The 25,286-nt window shown below is 37.3% G+C and carries 21 protein-coding genes; 15 read left to right on the forward strand and 6 right to left on the reverse strand.

Annotated elements, in window-relative coordinates; all coding sequences use genetic code 11:
• The first annotated feature begins 8 nt into the window (after nt 1–8).
• A complete protein-coding gene (locus JP39_RS03025) occupies nt 9–2,351 on the forward strand; it encodes a glycosyl hydrolase family 65 domain-containing protein (protein ID WP_041501680.1) in 2,343 nt (780 codons plus the stop codon).
• 105 nt (nt 2,352–2,456) lie between these two features.
• On the opposite strand, the gene JP39_RS03030 is transcribed toward JP39_RS03025, so the two are convergent.
• Nucleotides 2,457–3,239 carry a DeoR/GlpR family DNA-binding transcription regulator gene (locus JP39_RS03030; protein ID WP_041501679.1) on the reverse strand — a complete coding sequence of 261 codons (783 nt, stop codon included), beginning with the start codon at nt 3,237–3,239 and terminating at the stop codon, nt 2,457–2,459.
• A 184-nt stretch (nt 3,240–3,423) separates the two neighbouring features.
• Here JP39_RS03030 and JP39_RS03035 point away from each other — a divergent pair, with 184 nt between their 5' ends.
• Genes JP39_RS03035 through JP39_RS03045 form a run of 3 tightly spaced genes read left to right on the forward strand, consistent with a single transcriptional unit; the run spans nt 3,424 to nt 7,298 of the window.
• Nucleotides 3,424–4,842 (forward strand): rhamnulokinase, encoded by a 1,419-nt coding sequence (locus JP39_RS03035; protein WP_041501678.1) that lies wholly within the window; start codon nt 3,424–3,426, stop codon nt 4,840–4,842.
• Between the two features lie 4 nt (nt 4,843–4,846).
• A complete protein-coding gene (locus JP39_RS03040) occupies nt 4,847–6,634 on the forward strand; it encodes an L-fucose isomerase (protein WP_041501677.1) in 1,788 nt (595 codons plus the stop codon).
• Between the two features lie 19 nt (nt 6,635–6,653).
• The gene (locus tag JP39_RS03045; RefSeq protein WP_041501676.1) at nt 6,654–7,298 is read left to right on the forward strand and encodes an L-fuculose-phosphate aldolase; all 645 of its coding nucleotides are present in this window, start codon (nt 6,654–6,656) and stop codon (nt 7,296–7,298) included.
• A gap of 298 nt (nt 7,299–7,596) precedes the next feature.
• On the opposite strand, the gene JP39_RS03050 is transcribed toward JP39_RS03045, so the two are convergent.
• On the reverse strand, nt 7,597–8,814 hold the full coding sequence (locus tag JP39_RS03050) for an IS110 family RNA-guided transposase (RefSeq protein WP_041501566.1): 1,218 nt from the start codon (nt 8,812–8,814) through the stop codon (nt 7,597–7,599).
• A gap of 476 nt (nt 8,815–9,290) precedes the next feature.
• On the opposite strand from JP39_RS03050, the gene JP39_RS03055 reads away from it, so the two are divergent.
• From JP39_RS03055 to JP39_RS03075, 5 genes are all read left to right on the forward strand, one after another.
• Nucleotides 9,291–10,508: an MFS transporter gene (locus JP39_RS03055; protein ID WP_041499362.1), complete on the forward strand. Its 1,218-nt coding sequence runs from the start codon at nt 9,291–9,293 to the stop codon at nt 10,506–10,508.
• Between the two features lie 41 nt (nt 10,509–10,549).
• The gene (locus JP39_RS03060) at nt 10,550–11,569 is read left to right on the forward strand and encodes an alpha-L-fucosidase (RefSeq protein WP_041499361.1); all 1,020 of its coding nucleotides are present in this window, start codon (nt 10,550–10,552) and stop codon (nt 11,567–11,569) included.
• An 87-nt stretch (nt 11,570–11,656) separates the two neighbouring features.
• Nucleotides 11,657–12,610, forward strand: coding sequence for a glycosylasparaginase (locus tag JP39_RS03065; protein ID WP_041499360.1), 954 nt, complete (start codon nt 11,657–11,659; stop codon nt 12,608–12,610).
• Nucleotides 12,611–12,625: 15 nt separating this feature from the next.
• Entirely contained in the window at nt 12,626–13,885 is a 1,260-nt protein-coding gene (locus JP39_RS03070) for a PTS sugar transporter subunit IIC (protein WP_041499359.1), read from the forward strand.
• A gap of 32 nt (nt 13,886–13,917) precedes the next feature.
• On the forward strand, nt 13,918–15,231 hold the full coding sequence (locus JP39_RS03075; protein WP_041499358.1) for a Sapep family Mn(2+)-dependent dipeptidase: 1,314 nt from the start codon (nt 13,918–13,920) through the stop codon (nt 15,229–15,231).
• A gap of 288 nt (nt 15,232–15,519) precedes the next feature.
• On the opposite strand, the gene JP39_RS03080 is transcribed toward JP39_RS03075, so the two are convergent.
• Both JP39_RS03080 and JP39_RS03085 read right to left on the reverse strand, forming a co-directional pair.
• Nucleotides 15,520–16,068 carry a hypothetical protein gene (locus tag JP39_RS03080; RefSeq protein WP_041499357.1) on the reverse strand — a complete coding sequence of 183 codons (549 nt, stop codon included), beginning with the start codon at nt 16,066–16,068 and terminating at the stop codon, nt 15,520–15,522.
• Between the two features lie 3 nt (nt 16,069–16,071).
• Nucleotides 16,072–16,950, reverse strand: a complete 879-nt coding sequence (locus tag JP39_RS03085) for a Cof-type HAD-IIB family hydrolase (RefSeq protein ID WP_041499356.1) — start codon at nt 16,948–16,950, stop codon at nt 16,072–16,074.
• An 83-nt stretch (nt 16,951–17,033) separates the two neighbouring features.
• On the opposite strand from JP39_RS03085, the gene JP39_RS03090 reads away from it, so the two are divergent.
• From JP39_RS03090 to JP39_RS03105, 4 genes are read left to right on the forward strand one after another with little or no spacing between them, the layout of a single operon-like run.
• Nucleotides 17,034–17,729 carry a uracil-DNA glycosylase gene (locus JP39_RS03090; RefSeq protein WP_041499355.1) on the forward strand — a complete coding sequence of 232 codons (696 nt, stop codon included), beginning with the start codon at nt 17,034–17,036 and terminating at the stop codon, nt 17,727–17,729.
• On the forward strand, nt 17,729–18,697 hold the full coding sequence (pta, locus tag JP39_RS03095; RefSeq protein WP_041499354.1) for a phosphate acetyltransferase: 969 nt from the start codon (nt 17,729–17,731) through the stop codon (nt 18,695–18,697). The genes JP39_RS03090 and pta overlap by 1 nt, the downstream gene beginning before the upstream one ends.
• Before the next feature lie 9 nt (nt 18,698–18,706).
• Nucleotides 18,707–19,168, forward strand: coding sequence for a tRNA (adenosine(37)-N6)-threonylcarbamoyltransferase complex ATPase subunit type 1 TsaE (gene tsaE / locus JP39_RS03100; protein ID WP_041499353.1), 462 nt, complete (start codon nt 18,707–18,709; stop codon nt 19,166–19,168).
• Nucleotides 19,165–19,629, forward strand: a complete 465-nt coding sequence (locus tag JP39_RS03105; RefSeq protein WP_041499352.1) for a GNAT family N-acetyltransferase — start codon at nt 19,165–19,167, stop codon at nt 19,627–19,629. Before tsaE ends, JP39_RS03105 begins: the two co-directional genes overlap by 4 nt.
• A 281-nt stretch (nt 19,630–19,910) precedes the next feature.
• On the opposite strand, the gene JP39_RS03110 is transcribed toward JP39_RS03105, so the two are convergent.
• Together JP39_RS03110 and JP39_RS03115 are read right to left on the reverse strand one after the other, a co-directional pair.
• The gene (locus JP39_RS03110) at nt 19,911–20,447 is read right to left on the reverse strand and encodes a 3'-5' exonuclease (RefSeq protein WP_041499351.1); all 537 of its coding nucleotides are present in this window, start codon (nt 20,445–20,447) and stop codon (nt 19,911–19,913) included.
• Nucleotides 20,448–20,450: 3 nt separating this feature from the next.
• Entirely contained in the window at nt 20,451–21,212 is a 762-nt protein-coding gene (locus JP39_RS03115) for an exodeoxyribonuclease III (RefSeq protein WP_041499350.1), read from the reverse strand.
• Nucleotides 21,213–21,321: 109 nt separating this feature from the next.
• On the opposite strand from JP39_RS03115, the gene murB reads away from it, so the two are divergent.
• Nucleotides 21,322–22,224, forward strand: coding sequence for a UDP-N-acetylmuramate dehydrogenase (gene murB, locus JP39_RS03120; RefSeq protein WP_041499349.1), 903 nt, complete (start codon nt 21,322–21,324; stop codon nt 22,222–22,224).
• Nucleotides 22,225–23,114: 890 nt separating this feature from the next.
• Nucleotides 23,115–25,241, forward strand: coding sequence for a cation:proton antiporter (locus JP39_RS03125; protein WP_041499348.1), 2,127 nt, complete (start codon nt 23,115–23,117; stop codon nt 25,239–25,241).
• Nucleotides 25,242–25,286 lie beyond the last annotated feature (45 nt).

Genomic DNA, 25,286 nt, shown 5'->3' on the forward strand with positions numbered 1-25,286 from the left:
TTCAGACTATGACTGAAGATTGGAAAATTACTTATCGGGATACGCCAACTGGTGTTAAATCTTATGGACAAGAATCAATCCTCACTCTAGGTAATGGTTATCTAGGATGGCGGGGAGCACCTGTAATTAGCCGTTATAGCGATGATCATTATCCCGGTCTATATGTAGCAGGTGTCTTTAATCAAACTAAAACAGAGGTTAATGATCGAGAGGTCATTAATGAAGATTTGGTTAACTTTCCGAATCCACAATTATTAAAAGTTACTGTCAATCAAACGCAATTATTGGTTCCTTATAGCGACAGATTGGCACAATTAGATATGGAACACGGTACTTTAGTTGAGAAAATGACTTTCCCAATTGATAAAGGTCAGTTGTTTCTCAAGACAACTAAAATCTGTGATCCAGTAAATTACCATCAATTTGCCTTAAAAGTCGAATTGAGTTTGGATTTTGAAGCTGATGTAAAAGTCGAATTGGTGATTGATGGCAAAATTCAGAATAAGAATGTTGCTCGTTATCGTAATTTTAATAGTCAGGAGTTTGCCGTAACTAAGACTTCTGATCACATGTTACAAGGCGAGACGTTACAGTCAGAAATAAACTTTGTGCTTGGAGCTAAGACAACTAGCGATATGACTGATTTTGCGACAACTTATACGGATGATTCAGTCATTGATTCGGCGACAGTTCATTTGCAAAAGGATGAGCCGCTCGTGGTTGATCGAGTTATGGCTGTTGCTACCAGTCATGAAACAGCTGATGTTTTGAATATTGTTGAAGAATCGCTCAAGCAGGGCAGTTTTGAGAATATTTATCAGATTAATTTGGACCATTGGCAAGAGTTTTGGCAGAAGTCAGATATTAAACTAACAACTGATGATAAAGATATTCAAAAGTTAATTCGTTTGCATATTTTCCAACTTCATCAAGCTGCTTCAGAGCTATCCAATCCCCATTTCGATGCCTCAGTTGGATCTCGTGGTCTAACAGGTGAAGGCTATCGTGGGCACATTTTCTGGGATGAATTATTCATGGTTCCTTACTATTCAGCTAATGAACCTTTGGCTGCTAAGGCGATTATTCAATATCGAATCGACCGTCTGAAAGCTGCTATGGAAAATGCTCATTTACAGTTGGAACATGGAGCTATGTATCCTTGGCAATCAGCTGGTATCGGGGATGAACAGGCACAATTTATTCACCTTAACCCAATGACAAATTCATGGTATCCTGACAATTCGAGATTGCAACGTCACGTTTCTCTAGCAATTGTTTACGATCTTTGGAGCTACACTCAAATTACTGGTAAGAATGATTTGTTAGTCAATGGTGGCTTAGATTTACTACTACAAACAAGCAAATTCTGGTTGAATAAAGTTGAGTATGACGGTAATAAATATCACTTGTCAGGCGTAATGGGACCGGATGAATTTCACGAAGCTTATCCTAATACGAAGACTGGTGGATTGTCAGATAACGCCTATACCAATTTGATGTTGGCTTGGTCGTTATCATGGCTATTAGATTTGAAAGATGTTGTTCCCGAGGCTTTCGAAAAAGCTTGTCAGGAGTCAGATTTCGACAGTGATTTGTTGGCAAAAGCTCAAGAAGTCAGTCAAAACTTGGCAGTTAATGTGACAAGAGACGGCGTTATCGAACAGTATAATCACTATTTTGAATTGAAAGAATTGGATTTGCCAGCTTATGCAAAGAAGTATGGCGACATTCATCGAATCGATCGAATTTTGAAGTCAGAAGGCAAGTCATCGAACGACTATCAAGCTGATAAACAAGCCGATACTTTGATGATGATTTATAACTTGGGACCTAAGGTCATGGCTTCAGTGATTGAAAAGTTGGGTAATAAGTTGCCAAAAGAATGGCTTTTGCAAAACCGCGATTACTATCTATCCAGAACAGTTCACGGTTCAACCGTTTCCCGTCCAGTTTATGCCAGTGTTGATGCAGCGTTAGGGGATGCTGATGCAGCTTGGAAGAAACTCAAAGTTGCAGTTAAATCAGATTATGATGATATTCAAGGCGGTACCACGGCTGAAGGTATTCATACCGGAGTAATGGGAGCCGATTTGACGGTTATCATGCGTGACTTTGCTGGCGTTCGTTTTGAGGATGATCAATTGAACGTTAATCCACAATTGCCAACAACTTGGTCGAAATTATCGTTTACGCAAACTTATCGTGGAGTTCAATATCACTTTGATTTCCGTGGTCAGGAGTTGTCGATTACAGCTGATCATGATTGTACGGTTAAGGTTGTGGATCAGATGATTTCGTTGAAAGCTAATGAGGCATTTGAGTATAAAATTAAAGAAAATGTTTTGGTATAACAGCGAGAGTGTGACAAAATATGGTCAGCTTTCGAGTATTAAAACAAATAGCTCCAGCAATCCGATTTTGGATTGCTGGAGCTATTTGTTTTAAGCGGAAGCGGTTTAAATTTTAACATAGTCAGATGAAATCCACTCAATGTTATTTTCTTTCACTACCTGTGAGATTGGATCGGCAGGTAAGGCATCCGAAATAATGACTTTATATTGTGTTAAGGTGTTCATCTTAAAAAAACTTTTCTTGAAAAACTTGGATTTATCAATTAATAGGATTGTTTCCTGTGATTTGTCCATGATACTTTTCTTTGAGAATGCTTGGTTCATATTAGATTCATAGACGCTATTTTGATCAATGCCACTAGCGGAGCAAAAAGCTATATCAATATTAAAATGATTGATGATTGGGTTTTCAAACTCGCTATTTAATACTGAGGAAGAATTGTGTTGTATTTCACCGCTAGTAATAAAGGTTCTTAAAGTACTGTTGCCGTTGATTGCGAGTGCATTAGCGACGTTTAGACCATTGGTAACGACAATCAGATTATCGATATTATTGATTAATTCGCATAATTGGAAAACAGTTGAACTGGAGTCTAAGTAAATACACATTCCCGGTCCAATGAAATCTCTAGCAATTTTTGCCAGGGATTTTTTTTCTTGTATATGTTGTTTCTCACGCAAAATAATATTTTGTTCAACGGTGCTGAATGTATTTAAGATGACTTCACCACGCTCTCGTCTAATTAATCCTTGCTTCTCCAAATAAATTAAATCTCTTCTTAGTGTTGATATACTGCAGAATGTTTCATGAGCTAAATCAGTGGTACTTACTCTCTTTCTTTTTTGAATGATTTCAGTGATTTGCATAATTCGGTCCTGTCTATCCAAAGAAACTCCTCCCCAAATAAAGTAAAGATTTTCCATAAACAGAATAACAACTTTTTGAACAATAGTGAACTAATAACTGGTAAAAGTTGAACGAAATTCATTATCCGTTCATTCTATGTAACCGGTTCCATTATGATGTTATATTTTCTATGGAAATTCAAAACAAGTGAAATGGAGGGAGGACATGACAAACGTACTAGCTATGGACTTTGGTGCGTCGTCTGGTAGAGCCATTGTTGGACGGTATGAAGAGGGTGTAATTCGACTAGACGAAATGTATAGGTTTGAGAATGTGCCGATTCTTTTCGATGATAAGTTATCTTGGGACATCAACAAATTGTTTTTACAGATTAAACAGGGATTAAAAAATTCATTAGAAAAATATAAAATTACTAGTTTAGGAATTGACACTTGGGGTGTTGATTTTGGATTAATTGATGAATATGGAGATTTAATCGGTGTTCCCATGCACTATCGGGGAGTTGATACTGAAAAGATTCTTGCCAAAGTATCGGATTTTATTACCCTACAAGATTTGTATGACAGTACTGGCAATCAGATTATGAAGATTAATACTTTGTTTCAAATTTTATCTATCCGTGAATATTATCCAGATCAGTATTTCAGAACTAGAAAAATTTTAATGGTATCAGATTTATTTAACTATATGCTGACGGGTAAGATGGCTGCTGAAAGAAGTATTGCTTCAACGACACAACTGACTAATCCATATTCAAAGGAATGGTCGAGAACGATAGTTAATAACTTTAACCTCAATTCACAGTTGTTACCAGAGATTGTGGATGAAGGTAATCAACTTGGATACGTTAAAAAAAGTTTGAACTTTGGCGACATTCAAGTTATCAATGTCTGTCAACATGACACTGCTAGTGCTGTACTCAGTATTCCTGCAACTGGACCATCCTTGTTTATATCCTGTGGGACATGGTCATTAGTTGGAACCGAGTTGGATCACCCGATATTGAACAAAAAAGCGCTTGAATATAATTTGACGAATGAGAGTGGGTTCAATAAGACAACCGAGTTTTTGAAGAATTGTACTGGTTTGTGGATTGTTCAGGAACTGAAACGCAATTATCACGAAGATGGAATTGAACTTTCATATGAAGAGATTACCAAAATTGTTGAGAACACTACTGTTGAAACATGCTTGATTGATACTGATGATGATTTATTCAATGAACCTGGTGATATGCGTGAACGAATTAGTAAATATGCTTCTGAAAGTGGTCAGAAGATTCCCCAAAAATTAGGTGAATTCTTCAAATGTGCATATGAAAGTTTAGCTAAGAAATATAACGAAACTATTAAAGAAATTGAAGACGCTACTGGAGAGTCATATCAAGATATTCACGTAGTAGGTGGCGGTTCTAAATCTAATTATTTCTGTCAGCTAATTGCCAATGTAACCCAAAAGGATGTCTTGGCTGGACCAGCTGAGGCAACAGCGTTAGGAAATGTTCTTATGCAATTAATTTCATTGGGTGAGATTGAGGATGTTTCGGAAGCACGAAAAATTGTTGCTAATTCGGTTGAAATAAAAAGATTTGAACCTTTAAAAAGTAAATTGATGGAGGAATAAATTCATGAATTCATATCCAAAGATTGGTATCAGACCAACGATTGATGGTCGTCAAGGTGGAGTTAGAGAATCTTTAGAAGAAAAAACAATGGATATGGCTGAAGCAGCTAAAGCATTGATTGAAAATACATTAAGATATGCCGATGGTACGCCAGTTCAATGTGTTTTGGCTAGTAGAACAATTGGTGGCCGTGGTGATGCGGGTATTGTTCAGGAAGAATTTATGGGACATAACATCATTGCAACATTATCGGTTACGCCAAGTTGGTGCTATGGTACCGAAACAATGGATTTGGAACCTAATACAATCAAGGCAATCTGGGGATTCAATGGAACGGAAAGACCAGGAGCAGTTTACTTGGCAGCTGCCATGAGTGGATATGCTCAAAAAGGTTATCCAGCATTTAAGATATATGGACATGATGTCCAAGACTTGGATGACAATTCTATTCCTGAAGATGTCAAAGAGAAAATTCTTACTTTTGCTAAAGGCGCCATTGCTATTGGTCAGATGAAAGGCAAATCATATGTGAATATTGGTGCTTCTTCAATGGGAATCGCTGGTTCACAGGTGGATAGTAATTTCTTTAAAGATTATCTCGGTATGCCGGTTGAATTTGTCGATATGACCGAAATTCTTCGTCGGATAACTTTAGGTATCTATGATCCTGAAGAATATGAAACAGCTCTTAGATGGATCAAAGACAATTGTCGTGAAGGCTTAGATATTAACAAGGGCAAAGATTTTCCAGAAGTCATTACCAAATCAAAAGTAGTACCAGCTGACAAGGATTGGGAGTTTATTGCTAAACAAGCAATTATTATTCGAGATATTTTATTCGGAAATAAAAGATTAGCTGATATTGGCTGGGAAGAAGAATCCCACGGTCATAATGCCATAGCTGGTGGATTCCAAGGTCAACGTCAGTGGACAGATTGGTTGCCAAATGGAGATTTCACTGAAGCAATTATGGCTTCAACTTTTGATTGGAACGGTACCCGTCCAGTAACAGCTTTTGCCACGGAGAATGACACTTTAAACGGTGTATCGATGCTTTTAGGAACACTTTTAACCAATAAAGCTCCAATTTTCTCAGACGTTAGAACTTACTGGAGTCCAGAAGCTGTCGAGAGAGTTACCGGCAAGAAACCAACTGGAAAAGCCAAGAATGGTTTTCTACATTTAATTAATTCGGGCGCTTCAGCGTTGGATGGAACAGCAGCTGCTAGGGATGAACAAGGTAACAGAAGTATGAAAGAATTTTGGAATATGACCCAAGCGGATCAAGAAGCTTGTTTGGCTGAAACTGACTGGTGTCGAGCAAATTATGAGTATTTCCGTGGCGGTGGTTTTTCATCGCATTTCAAGACAGCAGCAGAGTTACCAGTAACATTGATCAGAATGAACTTGGTTCGTGGCGTTGGGCCATCTTTACAAATTGCGGAAGGTTACACGGTTGTTTTGGATGATGATGTTCACAAAATTTTAGATGAACGAACAGACAGAACTTGGCCAACAACTTGGTTTGCACCAAATTTAGGTATGGCAGGATTTGAAACAACTTATGATGTTATGAATCATTGGGGTTCTAATCACTGTGCGTTTGTTCAAGGACATATCGGTGCAGATTTGATAACAATGGCAAGCATGTTGAGAATCCCAGTTGTTTTACATAATGTTCCAAGTGAAAAGATTTTCCGACCAAGTATGTTTGATGGCTTTGGAACAAAGAATTTAGAGGCTGCCGATTTTGAAGCATGTGAAAAATTAGGACCATTTTACAAAAACTAGTTAGTGAGGAATGACAACAATGTTAATGGAAAAGGAACGCGAGCAATTAATTGAGTACGGCAAAAAATTAGTTGAAACTGAGTTAACTAAAGGTACTGGTGGAAACCTAAGTATCTACGATCGTAAAAATGGTCAAATTGCGATTACACCTTCAGGAATAGATTTCAATAAGATAAAAAAATCGGACATTGTGATTTTAGATATTGATGGAAATGTTATCGATGGTGACACAGTTCCTTCCAGTGAATGGCAGATGCATTTGAAAGAATATCAAGAACGAACCGATATGGATGCAATTATTCATGCTCATACAACATATGCCACAGTTCTATCAGTTTTACATTCACCATTGCCTGCATCGCACTATATGATTGCCGTTGCTGGTAAAGATGTGCGAGTTGCAGAATACGCAACATATGGCAGTAAAGAGTTAGCGGATAATTCATTTGAAGCAATGAAAGATCGTAAAGCTGTGATCCTAGCTAATCATGGATTGTTAGCAGGTTCTTATAATATTGCCAATGCTTTTAACGTTATTGAGGAAATTGAATATTGTGCAAAGATTTATTGCATTGCCAGAAGTATTGGTACACCAGTTGTTCTTCCTGATGAAGAAATGGAATTAATGGCTAAGAAGTTTGAGGATTACGGCCAAGTTAAATAGTCGTTTTAAATAACTTGAAGGGGGTTGTTGCTAGACGACTTTTAATAAAGCAGGATTTATAAGGGATATTCATTAAATTAGATAGAAAATACGCATGGTGAGAGTTAAATATGCCGTCTCCAGAGCTGGAAAATATTCACAAGCTGTGCGGACCGGCCCGAGCCAAAATGCGGTCTCGAACCTCGGTTCCTACGATTAGTCAAGTGAGAATCAGGAAAATGAGAGTATTCTAAACAGTACTTCATAACTTATGACTTTAAAATTATGAAGGTAAGAGTTAGTATTTGGAATAGAGATACTAGAGTGTCTCTATGGACCTTGAGTCCGTATATGCATAAGCATATTTAGTCTTGTTTCTAATCATGGAGAACAGACATTTCAGTGTCTTGTTCATGCAAGCCACTGTGGCAACCTTGTCCCTTTTAGGGACGGGTTGCCTTTTTAGTTTGTAGTAATAGTCCACGATGTGATTAGGTGCAGCTGCTTGTTGCTTTATCATATTTCTGACAGTGAGGAATAGAATCTCTCTTGCTTTGGGATTTCCACGTTTATTTATGTGATCTTTTCTGAGATACTGACCAGATTGGTACCTAATAAGGTCAATCCCAACGTAAGCATTCAATTGATTAGAAGTATCAAATCTGGCGAAATCTCCGATTTCACCCAGTAACATGGCAGCTGTTAATTCACCAATGCCTGGCATTGAAGCAATAATTTCAAATTCGGGTAATGTTTTTCCGAGTTGAATCATTTGTTTTCTAAGTTTTCTTTTTTCAATAGTGAGGTCTTTTAATTTACGTGCATAATATTTAACTTCTTGCACTTGAACATTATCTACACGTACTGCTGGAGAGCTATTCTTAGCAAAGACTATTAACTTTTCAGCATACTCCAGTGCTTTATCACTGGAGATTTTTTTATCGGTCTTACTCATCAAAATATTCTTTAATTTTGTCCTAGAAATACCAGACACTAAATCAGGATGCGGAAAAAGACTAACCAAATTTAAAGATAGAATAGATGTCTTATTAGTAAACAGTTGTTCCATTTCTGGAAACGTCTGTTGTAACTCGTTATGTAATTCAACTTTATTGAATTTACGAGAGTCTTCGACTCTCTCGTAAAATCTACACCATTCTCTAAGATCTAGATATTTAGGATTTTGAAATGCCATCAACCGATAACTATTATCATAGGCGCTAAGAGCTATCTTATGCGCATCTTTATTATCGGTTTTAACACGACGCAAATTCTCTGTCTTGAGGTGTAATTCAAGAGGATTTAACAAAGCATAGGGTATCTTATTATCCCTGCAAAATCTTTCTATGGGGCGAGAGTATATACCCGTAGCCTCAAAATAAAAAGTTGGATTATTAGCACGTTTAACGGTTTCGCTTAGTTTGGCGAAACCTAGTTTATTATGTTCAAAATCAAATTCTTTCACGCAGTTACCATCGCTGTAATGCACACAATAACTGTGTCCTTTGGACACATCTAAAGCAATTATATCTGACATATTTTTCCTTTCTAAAGCTATCCGTATCAACATTTCGAATCTCATTTCCTAAACACGAACTCGAAGTCCCACAACCTAAAACCTGATTAAAGAAATGAAGATAACGGAGATCATTTTTTAATACGGACTCGAAGTCCCGAGGTTCATGCACGATCTTAGCTTTGTCTCCAGTGTACAAAAAAAGTTCTAAGAGAAGAAATTGATCTTCCCTCAGAACTAATCTTAGGTTGTTTTGAAGCCTTGACACAGTCCGTCAAGGCTCCAAACACGCCCGGTGGTATAAGAACGGGATAAATCTCCCATTCTTATACCACTACCACGGCACACAAATATTTCCCAGCTCTTCCGACTAATTAATCGTTATTAGTTGAAGGTAAAAGTACTTGATCAATTTTGGACTATGAAATGTTTGTAATAGGTTATCAGCTATCATCACGCGTAAAAAAAATATATTTTATGAACAAGGAGAGGGAAAAATGCAAAGTAGTTTGGATAGAAAAAATGTAGAAACATCTAAGAAAATAACCCTAGGTATTTTATCTATTTCGTTTTTAATGTCAGTTAGTAACGCTATATCAGGTACCATTCCATTAATGCAGAAGTATTTTTCAAATGTTTCAAGTTCTAATATTGAGTTATTGGTTGTTATCCCCACCGGTGGTGTACTGCTAGGTACAGTAATTAGTGGTGCTATCGGTAATGTTATTGGTAAAAAGTATACAGTTCTATTAGGTTTGACCATTGCTCTGATAACCGGGGTAATACCGGCATTTTGGGCCAATTATTTCACAATTTTATTATCTCGAGCAATGTTCGGGGTAGGTTGTGGTATCTTCACTCCATTGAGTGTTTCATATATCACCGATACTTTTTCTAAAGAGAAGTGTCACAAGCTGTTAGGCTATCGTAATGCTATTGGTGCCATCGGTGACTCGATAATGTTATTCATTGCGGGTTTCTTGATCAAGATTAGTTGGAATACAACATATTTAGTATTTTTCTTCCTATTGATTCCTATTATTTTAATCATGTTTTTTGTTCCCAAGGAATTGGATAACTTTGAGGCCATCACTGATGAAAATGGTGAGACAGAAGTTGTTGAAAAGACATCAAATGTAAAGCCATCGACAAACCTAAAAGTTATTAAATTAGCTGCAATATTCTTATTCATGTGCATGTTCTATAGTGCTATTTCATTGAAGTTTGCGAACTACGTGGTAGATAACAAAATTGGTACAGCTGCAACAGCAACTTATATCTTTGGTTTCTTAACACTATGCTCAATTTTCTCAGGATTACTTTTTGACAAGATTTCTAAGATCTTTGGTAAGTGGACAGTTGTTTTATTTGAAGCAATTACAGCCGTAGCTATGGTTGCCTTAACACTTTCAACTTCAATCCCAGTATTGCTTGTTTTAATTCTTATCTGTGGATTCAGTAATGGTATTATCAACCCAGCTTTAACAGCTAGAATGGTTGATTATTCTCCAGAAAATTCAATGAATTTAACAACATCAATTATTATTATCGGAATCAACATTGGTTTCTTAACTGCACCATATGCGTTCCAATTGATTTCATCAGTCTTTGGAAATGCAACTCCACAGTTTATTATTCTAGTTTCAGGTTTGTTCTATATCGCCCTAGCTCTTTACGATGTATACACAGTTAAAAGAGATCGTCTTACATTATAAAATTACGAATTATTACTAAGATTAGTTGGAGGATGTAAATAATGAATGAAAATATGAAATGGTTTAAAGAAGCAAAATACGGCATGATGATTCATTGGGGATTATATTCATTACTAGCAGGTGAGTATGATGGCAAGTCATCAAGTAATTATGCTGAATGGATTCAATCAAAACTACAGATTCCAAATGCTGAATATGAGAAATTGACCGATGCTTTTAATCCCATTTATTTCGACGCTGATAAGATTGTTAATTTGGCTAAAGATGTTGGTATGAAATATTTAGTTGTTACAACAAAGCATCATGATGGTTTTGCAATGTATAAATCAGAAGTTGATAAATATAATATTTTTGATTCAACACCATTCCATCGTGACATTATTAAGGAATTATCCGACGCTTGTAAAAAAGCTGGATTGAAGTTTGGCATTTATTATTCGCAAGATCTTGATTGGCACGACTTTAACGGTGGTGGGTATTTATCAAATGATATTGAAACTGCCGGTACAACTTGGGATAACAGTTGGGACTTTACTGGTGAAAAAGACTATAACATCTGCTTTGAAAATAAAATCATGCCTCAAATCGAAGAGTTGATGACTAACTACGGTGACATTGCAACCGCTTGGTTTGATGTTCCTATGACTTTAACTGAAGAACAAAGTAAGAAAATTTACGACACAGTTAAAAAACTTCAACCAGATTGTTTAATTAATTCGCGTTTAGGTAATGGAGAATATGATTACGTTTCATTAGGTGATAATGAAATTCCAGATACAACTGAAGTGGAAACAAGCGATGAAAAAGTTGATTACAATGCGGTTGACGGACTAAAGCCTTCGCCAAATGGACTATACGAAACTGCCGGTACAATGAACGATTCATGGGGCTTTTCATATCATGATCAAAATTGGAAGAAACCGGAAGATATTTACAAGTACAAGAAGCATTTGAATGATCTAGGTATCAATTACTTACTAAATGTCGGTTTGGATGGATTGGGAAGAATTCCAATGGATTCAATCGATAATTTAAAAGCCGTAAAGGATATGGAATCATAATTAAATAATTAAAGAGGCGTCCAATTGGATGCCTCTTTGAAGTCAAAAACTAATTATAATAATTTTTTGTAAAGGGATGTGTTCTGTATGACGTATGCAATGATTGGAACTTGGAGAATGGCCTATGAAGGATTATGTAAAGGTATGGATCTGTTAAGTCAAAATGGTAAGAGCGCTGATGCAGTGGAGACAGCTATTAAGGAAGTAGAAGACTATCCTTTCTTTAAGTCAGTTGGATATGGTGGCTTGCCAAATGCTAATGGTCTAGTTGAAATGGATGCTGGATTTATGAACGGAGATACTTTTGAAGTTGGCGCTGTTATGGGAATCAGTGACGTAAAGAATCCTATTTCGGTAGCTAGAAGTTTGAGCCATGAGCATTACAATAGTGTTCTAGTTGGTGCGGGTGCCTCTCAATATGCCACGCTCAATAATTTTGAACGGAAGAATATGCTGACAGAACGAGCACATAAGATTTGGGAAAAGCGTCGTAAAGAAATAGTTGAGAAGAATCTTTCTCCATATGACGGTCATGATACTGTAGGAATGGTTAGTTTGGATGCTTCCGGTTCACTTTCTGTCGGGACTTCTACATCGGGATTATTTATGAAAAAGCCCGGAAGAACTGGGGATACCGCACTTGTTGGTGATGGCTTTTATGTAGACAGTGAAATAGGTGGAGCTGCCGCAACTGGATTAGGTGAAGATATCATGAAGGGATGTCTTTGTTACGAAATCGTACGTTTGATGGGTACTGGAATGACCCCACAGGCTGCATGTGATAAGGCAGTTTATTCATTCACTAAAAAACTAAAAGAACGCTATGGCAAAATTGGTGAATTTTCACTAGTGGCTTTAGATAAGAATGGAAACTGGGGTGTTGCGACCAACGTTGAATTTACATTTGCAGTCGGAACTGAAGCGGGGGAACCTGCTATCTTTATCGCACATCCAGCTGCTAATGATCAGACAAAGATTGAACCTATTACTCAAGAGTGGTTAGATGCTTATTCTAAAAGAATAAAGGCTCCAATAGATTAGGAAACGGTGGGGAATATGCAAGAACAAGCTGAGAAAAACTTAATCCCTATTTCCACTAAAATTACAAATAACGTAGTTTTAAAATCTATGCGTGAAGCGTTATCGGCCTTAACACCTTTGATAATGATTATTTCCTTATTTATATTGATTGGAAATTTTCCAATACCTGGTTGGGTAAGTTTCTGGCAAAGTATTTTGGGAAACAACTTGATTGAAACACTTTCTTCATCATTTGTAGGAGTATTCAATTTTGTTGGATTATTGGTTTGCGCTGTGATGGCAAATACCTATGGAAATAATCGAGGATTGAAAGGCATTACACCGTGCATGGTCGGATTAATATCTTTTCTAATCCTGATTCCAATGTCAAATCAGATAGGTGCCGATGTATCAACGGCTTATTTTGGACCAAATGGAATATTCATTGGCGTTTTAGTTGGAATAATCAGTGTTGAATTGTATAGATTTAGCATTAATAAGAAATGGTCTGTTAAATTGCCAGATTCAATTCCTCCGGCTGTAGCAAATTCATTGACAGAACTGTTACCAGTTGGTTTTGTAATTTTAATTTTTGTGATTGTTAAGACTGTTTTGGGACTAACAGGAATTGAGTCAGTCCATAATTTGATATTTATATTTATCCAAATGCCGCTGAAAAGTCTAGGAAATTCTTTGATTTCGGTAGTACTTTATAATTTCATAGCTTCATTTTTGTGGGTATTTGGAATAAATGGACCGACTATCACCAATAGTTTTTGGTCCCCAATCATGTTTTCTTTGACGCAAGATAATTTGAGCGCTTTTCAAGCTGGGGATAAGATTCCACATATTTATACCCAACAATTTATTGATATTTTTACGACTTATGGTGGTGGGGGCAGTACGCTTTCACTTTTGATAGTCGTAGTTTTCATCAGTAAATCTAAAAGACTAAAAGATCTGGGAAAAATTGCTTTGGTACCAGGTATTTTCGGAATAAATGAACCAGTTGTTTTTGGTATTCCGGTGATATTTAATCTAAGAATCGCAATTCCATTTGTGATTGTTCCAGTGGTGAACACAATAATCTCTGGTTTAGTATTCAGTCTCAATTGGGTTCCTTATACAACAGGTGTCATGTTGCCATGGACAACGCCACCAATAATTTCAGGGTGGTTATCTACAGGTAGTTGGTTGGGATCAGTGCTACAACTGGTTGAAATAATATTGGGAATGTTAATCTATTATCCTTTTGTAAAATCATTGGATAAGCAATATATTTCAGAGGAAAGTTGATAAGTATGTAAAAACATCAAAGGAGTAATAAATTGAAGACCGTTAGAAAGGATTTTGATACATTATTTTCAGCGTCTAAAAATGAATTTTTAGATTATCTCCAACAACTTGTCTCGATACCAAGTGTTTGTGGAAATGAAACATATGGGGCTCCTTTTGGAATTGGTCCGAAAAGAGCATTGGAATTTATGTTGAAATTGTCCAAGCGACTTGGCTTTAGAACAGGTCAGGTTGATAACTGTGTTGGTTGGGCGGAATATGGTCCAACTGATAAAGAATGTAGTGAGTGTTTTGGAGTTTTGGGACATTTGGATGTTGTAGATGTGGTCAACGATTGGCGATATGATCCATTCGATGTGACTTTTGAAGAAGGATACATGTATGGACGAGGAGTTTTAGATAATAAAGGGCCAATAATGTCGACACTTTTTGCCCTTTATTTAATTAAGAAACAAAATATTGTTCTTAAAAAAAGAATCAGAATAATGTTTGGGACTGATGAAGAGAGCGGTAGTAGAGATATTCCCAAGTATTTGAAAGTTGAAAAGCCTCCGTACGCCGGAATTACTCCCGACTGTAAATTTCCGATTGTGTATGGTGAACGTGGTCTAGTTGATTTAACGATTAATAAAATGATTACTGATGATTCATTAAAGCAAATTGATGAACTGGATGGAGAATTCAACCACAGCTTTTTGCCAGATCAAGCGTCGATTACAGTGGATGGTATTAAAACAAGCTTTAAAGGTAGTAAGTCGCCAAGCAATGCACCGGATTTGGCAGATAATGTATTACCAAAATTAGTCGAGCATTGTGAGTCACTCAACGGACAGACTGGAAATTTCTTCAGATGGGTAAGTCAGAAAATAGGTAATCAAACTAATGGTAAGAATTTAGGGTTAAATTATCAGGATACTGAATCAGGAGAACTGCAACTTTCGTTTTATTCAATTAATCTAACTGAAGAAGAAATTCAATTAGGAATTTCAATGCGCTATCCAATCACAGTATCAGAACATGTTTTATTGGCGCAGTTAGAGTCGCAGTTAACCGATTCAATGGCGTTAACAATAAATCGTAGATTTCCATCAATAGTAAGAGATAAAGAATCGGATTTTATTAAACATTTCTCTAAAATTTATGAGGAAGATACAGGATTAGATGGAACGCCAGTGACAACAACTGGAGTAACGTATGCCAGAGCAATGCCGAATATAGTTGCCTTTGGGCCTTCTTTTCCAGGTCAAAAAGGAATTGCACACAAGGGCAATGAATGGATGAAGCTCAATGATTGGCAATTAATGACAGAGATTTATTATGATTGTTTTGTTTCTGAACTTTGTTGATGTAATTAAATAAAAAAACCACTATTAAGATTTTTATATCTTAATAGTGGTTTTTATGTAGATTTTTAAATTTTTTATAAATGATTTAGACAGTTTCAACTAGCCGGAGGTTGTCAGAAAAATAGTCCAGCAATGGAGGTGGCGTTATGGCTTTAGCCATTACACCACGGGACGAGTTTGGAGACTCGCGGTTTTTGCGAGGCTTCAAATCGAGGTTCGAGACCGTACTTTGGCTCGGACCGGTCCCCATAGCAGGACTATTTTTTCTGACAACCGGAGGCGGAACTACTATTCATATTTGTTCTTAAAATTATTCAAATAAGACATTTTTGACTTCATGCCTAAATTATCTAAATCGGCTTTTGGAGCTAATATAGGTAACTTGATATATTTATCCAAAAAGATTGCTAAGAGAGTGCCCATCGGACTGTCATCTAAGCTTTCAAATGAAAGTTCCAATCCGGGATGTCCTTGACTTAGAATTGTCGGCTGCACTCTGAGAATCTCTTTGCCGGCCTTAGTGACGTGATATTTGGAAGCGACTAGGTTACCGACGACGTTCCAATTGGCTTGGCTGAGATAAACATATTTTAGGTCGATCACTGGCACAGCATTGATAGTGGCTTTTTCTTCGCCGTTGATCTCGATTGAATAAATTTTCAAAAAATTATTTTTAAGTTTTATTTCACCAATTAACGTATTTAAGCGATTGTATAATTTAATCAGAAATGGATTATCTTTATCACGCGAGGCAATAAAAGTTGTTTCCTTATTCTGATTTGCAACGACAAGAATATTACCAACTGCCAAATCTGCTTTTCGAATATAAAGTTCCATTAATTAACCTTGGGTCTGATTATCCGCGATGGTCTGCTCAATTATTTGGGCAACGCCATCGTTGATATTGCTATCAGTTTGTATTTGAGCAATTTCTTTGATTGCAGGGATGGCATTGGCCATAGCGACACCGACTCCAGCACTCTTGATCATTGAGTAGTCGTTTAAATTGTCTCCAATAGCCATGATTTCTTCTGGTAAAATATTCTTGTTATCGGCGTATTGTAAAAGGGCAATTCCTTTTTGAGCGTCGATACTATTAACTTCTACGTTGTTAGGTGAAGAAGATGTTGGAACAGCATCCTTGATTGTTTTCGTAATTTCTTTCTTTAGTGGTGCTAAAATACGATGTTCGTGCTCATTGAAACCAATTAACTTCATGATTTGATATGAATCGTTGTTAAGAACATCATCGTAATTGTCGACAAAATTCATTGGCATCATTTTGACACGTTCTTGCGTATCCTTGAGGGCCTGTTTGAAGGAAGTACCGGGGTTCAACTTCATCAACAAGTTAGCTAGGTTGGTAACTCTGGCTTCACGGTCGTTTGAAAAGATACCTTTGTCAGTAATGACTTCAAAGTAGACGTTATATTTGTTGAATAATGCGACGACTTTCTTTTGTGCCTCTCGAGAAAGAGGATTACTTGAAATTAGTTTTTCCTTGGGGTCAAAGACTTCAGCCCCGTTTAAAGTGATGAAACCAGGATGAACATGATTTTTCAAAAATGGTTTGGCTTCACTCAATCCACGTCCAGTCGCAATTAGAAATTCGATGCCATTCTTTTCAGCGTCTTTGATTGCTTGGATATTACGGCTGGACACCTCCATCTTCTCATTTAGTAATGTACCATCCATATCGGATGCGATTAATTTAATCATAAAGTTTCCTCCGAATGCGTTATGCTATAAGTGAATGTTACCATATTTTACGTAGTTTTATATCAAAACAGGTAGGTGTAAATTTGAAAAACTTAATAAAAAATGATTGGCAAGAAGTTTTAAATAGTGAATTTGACAAACCGTATTATGAGAAATTGCGCGAATTTCTTGTAAACGAGTACAATACACAGACTATTTATCCGGAAATGCATAAAATTTATCAAGCCTTTGACTGGACACCTTTTTCAGAAACTAAGGTTGTTATTTTAGGACAAGATCCATATCATGAACCAAATCAAGCTATCGGTTGCAGTTTTGCGGTCGCACCGGGAATAACGATTCCACCATCATTGCGCAATATTTACAAAGAGTTGCAAGATGACCTTGGTTGTACTCCAGTTAATCACGGTTATTTGAAGTCTTGGGCTAAACAAGGTGTTCTATTGTTGAACTCGGTTTTAACGGTTAGACGTGGACAGGCTAACTCTCACAAGGGTCAAGGCTGGGAAGAACTAACTGACTATGCGATTCATGCTTTATCAGAGCGTGGTGGAGTTGTCTTCCTATTATGGGGCAATGCGGCTAAGAGCAAAATTCCTTTGATTGATGAAACTAAGAACACTGTTATCTCATCAACACACCCCAGTCCATTTGCTGCTCGCTATGGCTTCTTTGGTTCCAAGCCATTTTCTAAAGCAAATCAAGCTCTTTTAAACTATAATGAAGAAGAAATTAATTGGCAATTACCTGAAAGTGCCGATGAAACGGAGGAAAAGTAATGGATTTATTTGACAGCCTAAAGAGTAAAATTGACGGAAAGAATTTAACAATTGTTTTCCCAGAAGGTGAAGAACCTAGAATTCTAGGTGCCGCAACTCGATTAGTTAAAGAAAATATTTTGAAACCTATTTTAATTGGTAATCAAGCTGAAATTGAAAAGATTGCTGCTGAAAAATCATTTGATATCACTGGTGTTGAAATCATTGATCCTAAGAAATACGCTGATTTTGAAACAATGGTTGAAAAATTCGTGGAACGTCGCAAGGGTAAGAATACTAAAGAACAAGCTGAAACAATGTTATTAGACAACAATTACTTCGGAACAATGCTCGTTTATATGGATAAAGCTGACGGAATGGTTTCTGGTGCAATCCACTCAACTGGTGATACAGTTCGTCCGGCACTACAAATCGTTAAGACTGCTCCAGGTAACTCAAGGATTAGTGGTTCATTTATCATGCAAAAGGGTGACGAACGTTACATGTTTGCTGATTGTGCTATCAACATCAACCCTAATGCTCAAGAATTAGCTGAAATTGCCGTTCAAACAGCTCACGATGCTAAATTGTTTGATATTGACCCTAAAGTTGCTATGCTTAGTTTTTCAACCAAAGGTAGTGCCAAAAGTGATGACGTTACTAAAGTAGCTGAAGCAACAGAAATTGCCCACAAATTAGCTCCAGACTTGCCATTAGATGGTGAGTTACAATTTGATGCCGCTTTTGTCCCAAGTGTTGGTGCCCAAAAGGCTCCCGGTTCAAAAGTTGCTGGTCACGCTAATGTCTTTGTTTTCCCAGAACTACAATCAGCTAATATTGGCTACAAGATTGCTCAAAGATTTGGTGGCTTTGAAGCTATCGGACCTATCTTGCAAGGACTTGCTAAGCCAATTTCTGACTTATCACGTGGTTGTAACGAAGAGGACGTCTACAAGTCAGCTATTTTAACAGCCGCTTTAGCACTTTAAGGAGAAAGTATGCTTGAATATCAATTAACAACTCATTCATATGAGGATACAGAAAAATTAGGCGAGAAGGTTTCCCATTTGTTACAAGCGGGGGATGTTGTCGTTTTGAATGGTGACCTTGGTGTTGGTAAAACTACTCTAACTCGTGGTTTGGCCCGCGGATTGGGAATCAAGCGTAACGTTAAGAGTCCAACTTTCACATTGATTCGAGAATATAAAGATGGTCGTGTGCCACTTTATCACATGGATGCCTACCGTTTGGAAAGCAGTCCAGATGAAGATTTAGGTTTTGACGAATACTTTGATGGCGACGGTATTACCATTGTTGAATGGCCACAATTTATTAAGGATGAGATTCCTGACGAACATATTTCAATCAATATCAAACGTCTGTCTGATACTGATCGGGAAGTTGTTTTTAAATTGCATGGTGAAACATTTAATGACCGTGGTTTCGGTGACTTGGTATGAGTGAACAATTAAAATTACGTGAAGCAATTCCAAATGATGCTCAGAGTCTGCTAGATTTCTTAAAAAAAGCCAGTCAACAGAGTGATTTTATTTCGTATGATGATATGAAAGATGTCACAGTTGCTGATGAAGAAATTGCGTTGGATGCCATTTATCATTCTGACCATGATGAATTGATTGTGGCTGATTTTGATGGTCAAATCGTTGGTTATTGTCGTTTGGAAAATTCTGATGAGGAAAAAGCTGAATTTGGTGTCGTTGTTGATAAGGGATTTTGGAATAACGGTATCGCTTCGTTTCTATTAGAAGATGCACTCGATTGGGCCTCTGAATCACCACTGAAAGAAATTTTTCTAGAAGTATACAAAAATAACCCAGTTGCTATCTATATCTATCAAAAATATGGTTTTACAACTGAGTCTGAAACTGAAAAAACATTAGTAATGAAAAAGATGGTTTAACTGTAGCCGTCTCCAGAAATGAGAATATTTTACCCGCTATGCGGACCGATCCGAGCCAAAGTGCGGTCTCGAATCTCGGTTTGAAGACTTGCCAAAGTTCGGCAAATCTCCAAACGCGCCCGGTGGTGTAATAGCTAAAGCTATAACGCCACACCCACAGCGGGTAAATATTCTCATTTCTTCCGACTAATTTGAATTTTAAATAGTTAACTGTACAAAAATAGGAGTTATATCATACTTGAGAATAATCAAGTGTGGTATAACTCCTATTTATTTGGGTATTAGCCTGTAATTTTAACCATTTTTTTTATTTGTTCGATTCCAAATTGTTGCTCAGTCTTCAAAAGAATTTCTGCACAGGCCACGCTATCTGCTAAGGCATTGTGATGATTCTTCAAATCAATATTGAGTGCATCGGAAACGGTATTCAATTTGTGATTAGGAAACTGTGGATAAAACTTGCGACTTGTACGTAAAGTGTCGATTGTCTGATACTTAGGAACCATAATGTTGTAATTTGAGAGGGTATTTTTTAAAACACTGTTATCAAAACTAGCGTTATGAGCGGCAACTAAGTGACTGTTATCAAATAGGGGGCTGATATGGTTCCAGACTTGGTCAAATGTTGGAGCGTCCGCTACATCTTCAGGTCGAATATGGTGAATTTGGATATTGCGAGGACTGAAGTATTCACGAGGATTGATTAATGTGTAAAAGCTGTCGACAATTTGACTGTCACGTACTAAAACCAAAGCAAGTGAACAGGCACTGCTACGACTACCATTGGCAGTTTCAAAATCCATAGAAACAAAATTCATTAATTATTCTCCTTTGATATCTAAATCTAATTCAATTGGACAGTGGTCTGATCCGTAAACGTCGTTAAGTATATCGGCGTTACTAATTAAATCTTTGCCATTTTGAGAAACAACAAAGTAGTCAATACGCCAACCCGCATTATTCTTGCGAGCATTGAAACGATAACTCCACCATGAATATTTAGCTTCGTCAGGATGTAGTGACCGGAAACTATCAATGAAGCCACTGTCTAATAATTCCGTAAACTTGTTGCGTTCTTGATCAGAGAATCCTGGGTTCTTGTGATTACTCTTGGGGTTCTTCAAGTCAATCTCTTCGTGAGCAACGTTTAAATCACCACAGAGAACAACAGGTTTATCGGCTGATAATTTTAACATATATGCTCTTAAAGCATCGTCATAACGCATACGATAATCGATTCGTTTTAATTTCGGTTGTGAGTTTGGAGTGTAACTGTTAATTAAGTAAAAGTCAGGGAATTCGAGTGTAATCGTACGACCTTCATCATCAAACTCCTCAATATCGAGTCCTTGTTTGAAACTGATAGGCTCCTGTTTAGTGAAAACAGCAGTTCCCGAGTAACCTTTTTTCTGAGCGTAGAAGAAATATTGGTGATAGCCAGCTAATTCAAGATCAATTTGGCCTTCTTGAAGCTTAGTCTCTTGAATACTAAAGACATCGGCATCCAATTCTTTGAATATTTCAGCAAAATCTTTTTTAACCACGGCACGTAAACCATTGACGTTCCAAGATATAAGTTTCATAAAATCACCTCGCAAATATTATAGCATTATTGTTAGGCTTGTTAGTTCGTTATGTTTCTAACTATGTGATAAAATTATACAGTAAGTCTTAGTAGTAAAAGGATGATGAATGTTGAATTTTCCAGTTGAAAAATTACCAAATATTGAATTTAAATTAAATGAACCTTTGAGTAAATATACCTTTACCAAAACCGGTGGTCCCGCTGATGTTTTGGCCTTTCCTAAAACACGTGACGAATTAGTCGAAATCGTTGATACAGCAAGAGTTAACAAAGTTGCTATCACGGTAATCGGTAATGCCAGTAACTTGATTATTAAAGATGGTGGAATCAGGGGTATTGTAATAATTTTGCCTAATTTCCATGAAATCAAAGTTTCTGAAACCAGCGTTACAGCCGAAGCGGGCGCTACAATCATTAATACAACAATTGCGGCTCAAAAAGCCGGTTTAACTGGTATCGAATTTGCCGCTGGAATTCCCGGAAGTGTCGGTGGTGCAGTCTTCATGAATGCCGGTGCTTATGGTGGTGAAATCACTGATGTCTTTGAATCAGCTGAAGTTTTGATGCCAGATGGTCGAATTACAACGTTAACGCATGAAGATATGCAATTCGGTTACCGTCACAGTATCGTTCAGGATAACGGTGGTATCGTTATAAGCGCTACGTTCGCCTTAAAGCGTGGTAATAAAGATGCTATTCAAGAAGAGATGGATCGACTAAACGAGTTGAGACGTTCCAAGCAACCATTGGAATATCCTTCATGTGGTAGTGTCTTCAAACGTCCAAAGGGTCATTTTACCGGTCCTTTGATTATTAAAGCTGGACTTCAAGGCAAGATAGTCGGTGGGGCACAAGATTCCATGAAACATGCCGGCTTTATCGTCAACATCAAGCACGCAACAGCAACCGATTATTTGAATTTGATTCATTTAATCCAAAAGACTGTTAAAGAGAAATTTGATGTCGAGCTAAAAACAGAAGTCCGTATTATCGGTGAGGATAAAAAGTAAAAATCACTTTCGACCTCCGATTTAGGTAACGTTTTTTTTGAATGAATTTGTTGTGATCAGACTAATTAATAATCTGGTCATTTTCTTAATCTGAGTATTTATCACCTTTGTTGCATTGATAAATAACATGTGGTGCTAGTTAAACATGCCGCCTCCAGAGCTGGGAAATATTCTCAAGCTGTGCGGAACGGTCCGAGCCAAAGTGCGGTCTCGAACCTCGGTTTGAAGCCTTGGCATGGTTCGTCAAGTCTCCAAACACGTCCGGTGGTATAAGTACGGGAAAAACTTCCCGTACTTATACCACTTCCACGGCACACAAATATTTCCCAGCTCTTCCGACTAATTGATTGGTAATAATTGAACGTCAAATTATTCAAGTAACTTTAGGCTATGAAGTATTTTTAATAGATTATCAACTAGCGCCATGTGTTAAGTAACCAGCTACAAGATTTAAAAACATAATTTTTAATCAAGTATCTTAATTTCCGGTTGTCAGTAATGTAATCTGTTGAATCATGGTACCTTGGATTACACATCGGACTGCATTACTGACAACCGGAGACGGTATTTAGATTGATTTTGAACTAAGAGAAACTAAGGTTGGTATAACTTCATTAACTTTACAAAATGTTGTGATAGTTATTTGTTTTATTTATTATTTAAAAAGCAAATTAGTCGGAAGGGATGAGAATATTAACCAGCTGTGGGTGTGGCGTTAGAGCTTTAGCTCTTACACCACCGGGCGAGTTTGGAGACTTACCGAACTTTGGTAAGGCTTCAAACCGAGATTCGAGACCGCAATGTGGCTCGAATCGGTCCGCATAGCAGGTTAATATTCTCATCCCTGTAGACAGTCAACCTTCATTAAAATTAATAGGTAGGTGTTGTCTGTGGAAATACTTGAATCAATTATTTTGATTCTTTCACTCTTAATTATTGCCAATATTGTAAGTCACTACTTTGTGTCGATTCCGCCCAGTTTGTTACAAATTGCTGCGGGTATTTTGGCTGCATTGTTTATGCACGTTAAAATTTACGTTGATACCGAGTGGTTTTTGTTAGCATTTATTGCGCCAATTCTGTTTAACGATGGGAATAATTTCCCGAAACGAGAGTTGTGGAAATTAAAAGGTCCTATTTTAGGAAATGCGATTGTTCTGGTTGTGATTTCAACCTTGGTCGGTGGAGTCTTTGTTAAGTGGCTCATCCCGACATTACCGTGGGCTACAGCGTTTACGTTGGTTGCAGTTCTGTCGCCAACTGATCCCATCGCGGTGCAATCAATCGCTAAGAAAGCGCATATCCCTGATAAATTGATGCATTTAATTAGTGGGGAAAGTTTGATCAATGATGCATCCGGATTGATCTGTTTTAAATATGGTGTCGCTGCAACGGTCACCGGTATGTTCTCATTGAAGGATGCTACAATCGATTTCTTCCATATTTCTATCGTCGGTGCCCTAGTTGGTGCCGTGATGATTTGGATTTTCAACGGTGTTAGATTGTACTTGATGAACCAAGGTGTCGATGATTCGATTCTACATGCCATAATTCAAATTATTATTCCATTTATTATCTACTATGTTGCTGAAGATATTTTCGATGTATCTGGAGTTGTAGCGGTTGTTATCGCTGGGATTCTAAATATTTCATCTAATCGTAATCTCAGCAGCTTTACACCGGAAATTAAAATGGTCACCTCCCGAACCTGGGATTTAGTTGTGTACGTCCTTAACGGAATCGTTTTCGTGCTGTTGGGTATCGAAATTCCGTTTGCCATGGAAGAACTAGTTCATAACGACAATATAAACACTATCGGAGCACTTTTCTTAGCCTTTATTATTTGGATAATGTTAGTCGTGATCCGGGCGGCGTGGAGTTATGTCTATTCGACTTTCTCTAAAAATGGCGATAATAAAATCGTGCTCTGGTCTAAATCAAGACTAGATGATTGCCTGATGTCTGGTATTTCTGGTGTGCGTGGCGCCGTTACAATGGTCGGTGTTTTGTCATTGCCAATGACCATTAAAGGCGGAGCGCCATTCCCATCTCGAACATTACTGTTGTTTTTAGCTAGTGCTGTGATTATTTTTAGTTTGTTAGGGGCGACAATTTTAATTCCTTTATTAACTAAAAATAGTGCACCGGTTGCTTATCGTGGTAATACGTTTGTTTCTGATGAGGATGATGACGAAGACGATGATGAAGATGTACCAGTAATTGTTAAATTAACGCAGGCTGAAGCTAATCGTGTGATTTTGGACAAGACTATCAAGAAGCTGCGTGGTGAAATGGATGACGGTGATACAGCCGTTTATTCATCAGTCATTGGAGAGTATTTACAAGATCTTCGTAATTTGAGTATTCGTAACCATAATCCCAAAATGGCCAGTCACCAAATTAGTAAGCGTCGTGTTAAGAGTAAAAAAGATGCAGAATTGTGGGACATTTGTTTTAATTGTGAACTTGAAGCAATCGAAGAATTATACGTTAATCATGAAATCTCTGATGATGCGTATGATATTGCAAACCGTAAAATTGCTAAATATAAAAAAGATATTGTGCATCGTCGTTACAATTCAACAGTTGAATTTTTCTTGAGTTACTTTAGAAGAACCTATCTGCAAATCAGACGATGGTTCTATCGTTCTGTGAAGTATGATGATATCAAGCAGTTGAATCAAGATTCTATCAAAATTTCGACTGCTGGGGCAAAACGAGCTTTAGCCAAGTTGCAAGAATTGAGTCAGTCAGATAATGAAGGATTTGCGGACAATTTGATCTATATTTTCCAACGTCACTACGAAGACCGTTTGGAATTGCTTCAAGGTAAATATCGTGGTCGGACACCGCAATTTAGTGGTGATCGAGCAGCTTTGGAAGTCAAAGCTTTGAGTTATCAACGGGCTTTTGTCCAAGATATGTTGGAACAAGGTAAGATTAGTAAAGCGACTGCCAATGAATTACGGCAAAATATCAATTACAGTGAAGAAGTCATTAATATAGGGACTGACTAGTATCTAAAAAATGATGAACTTTTATAATTTTTATTGTTTGTTATA

The organism is Companilactobacillus heilongjiangensis (genome assembly GCF_000831645.3).
Taxonomy (GTDB): domain Bacteria; phylum Bacillota; class Bacilli; order Lactobacillales; family Lactobacillaceae; genus Companilactobacillus; species Companilactobacillus heilongjiangensis.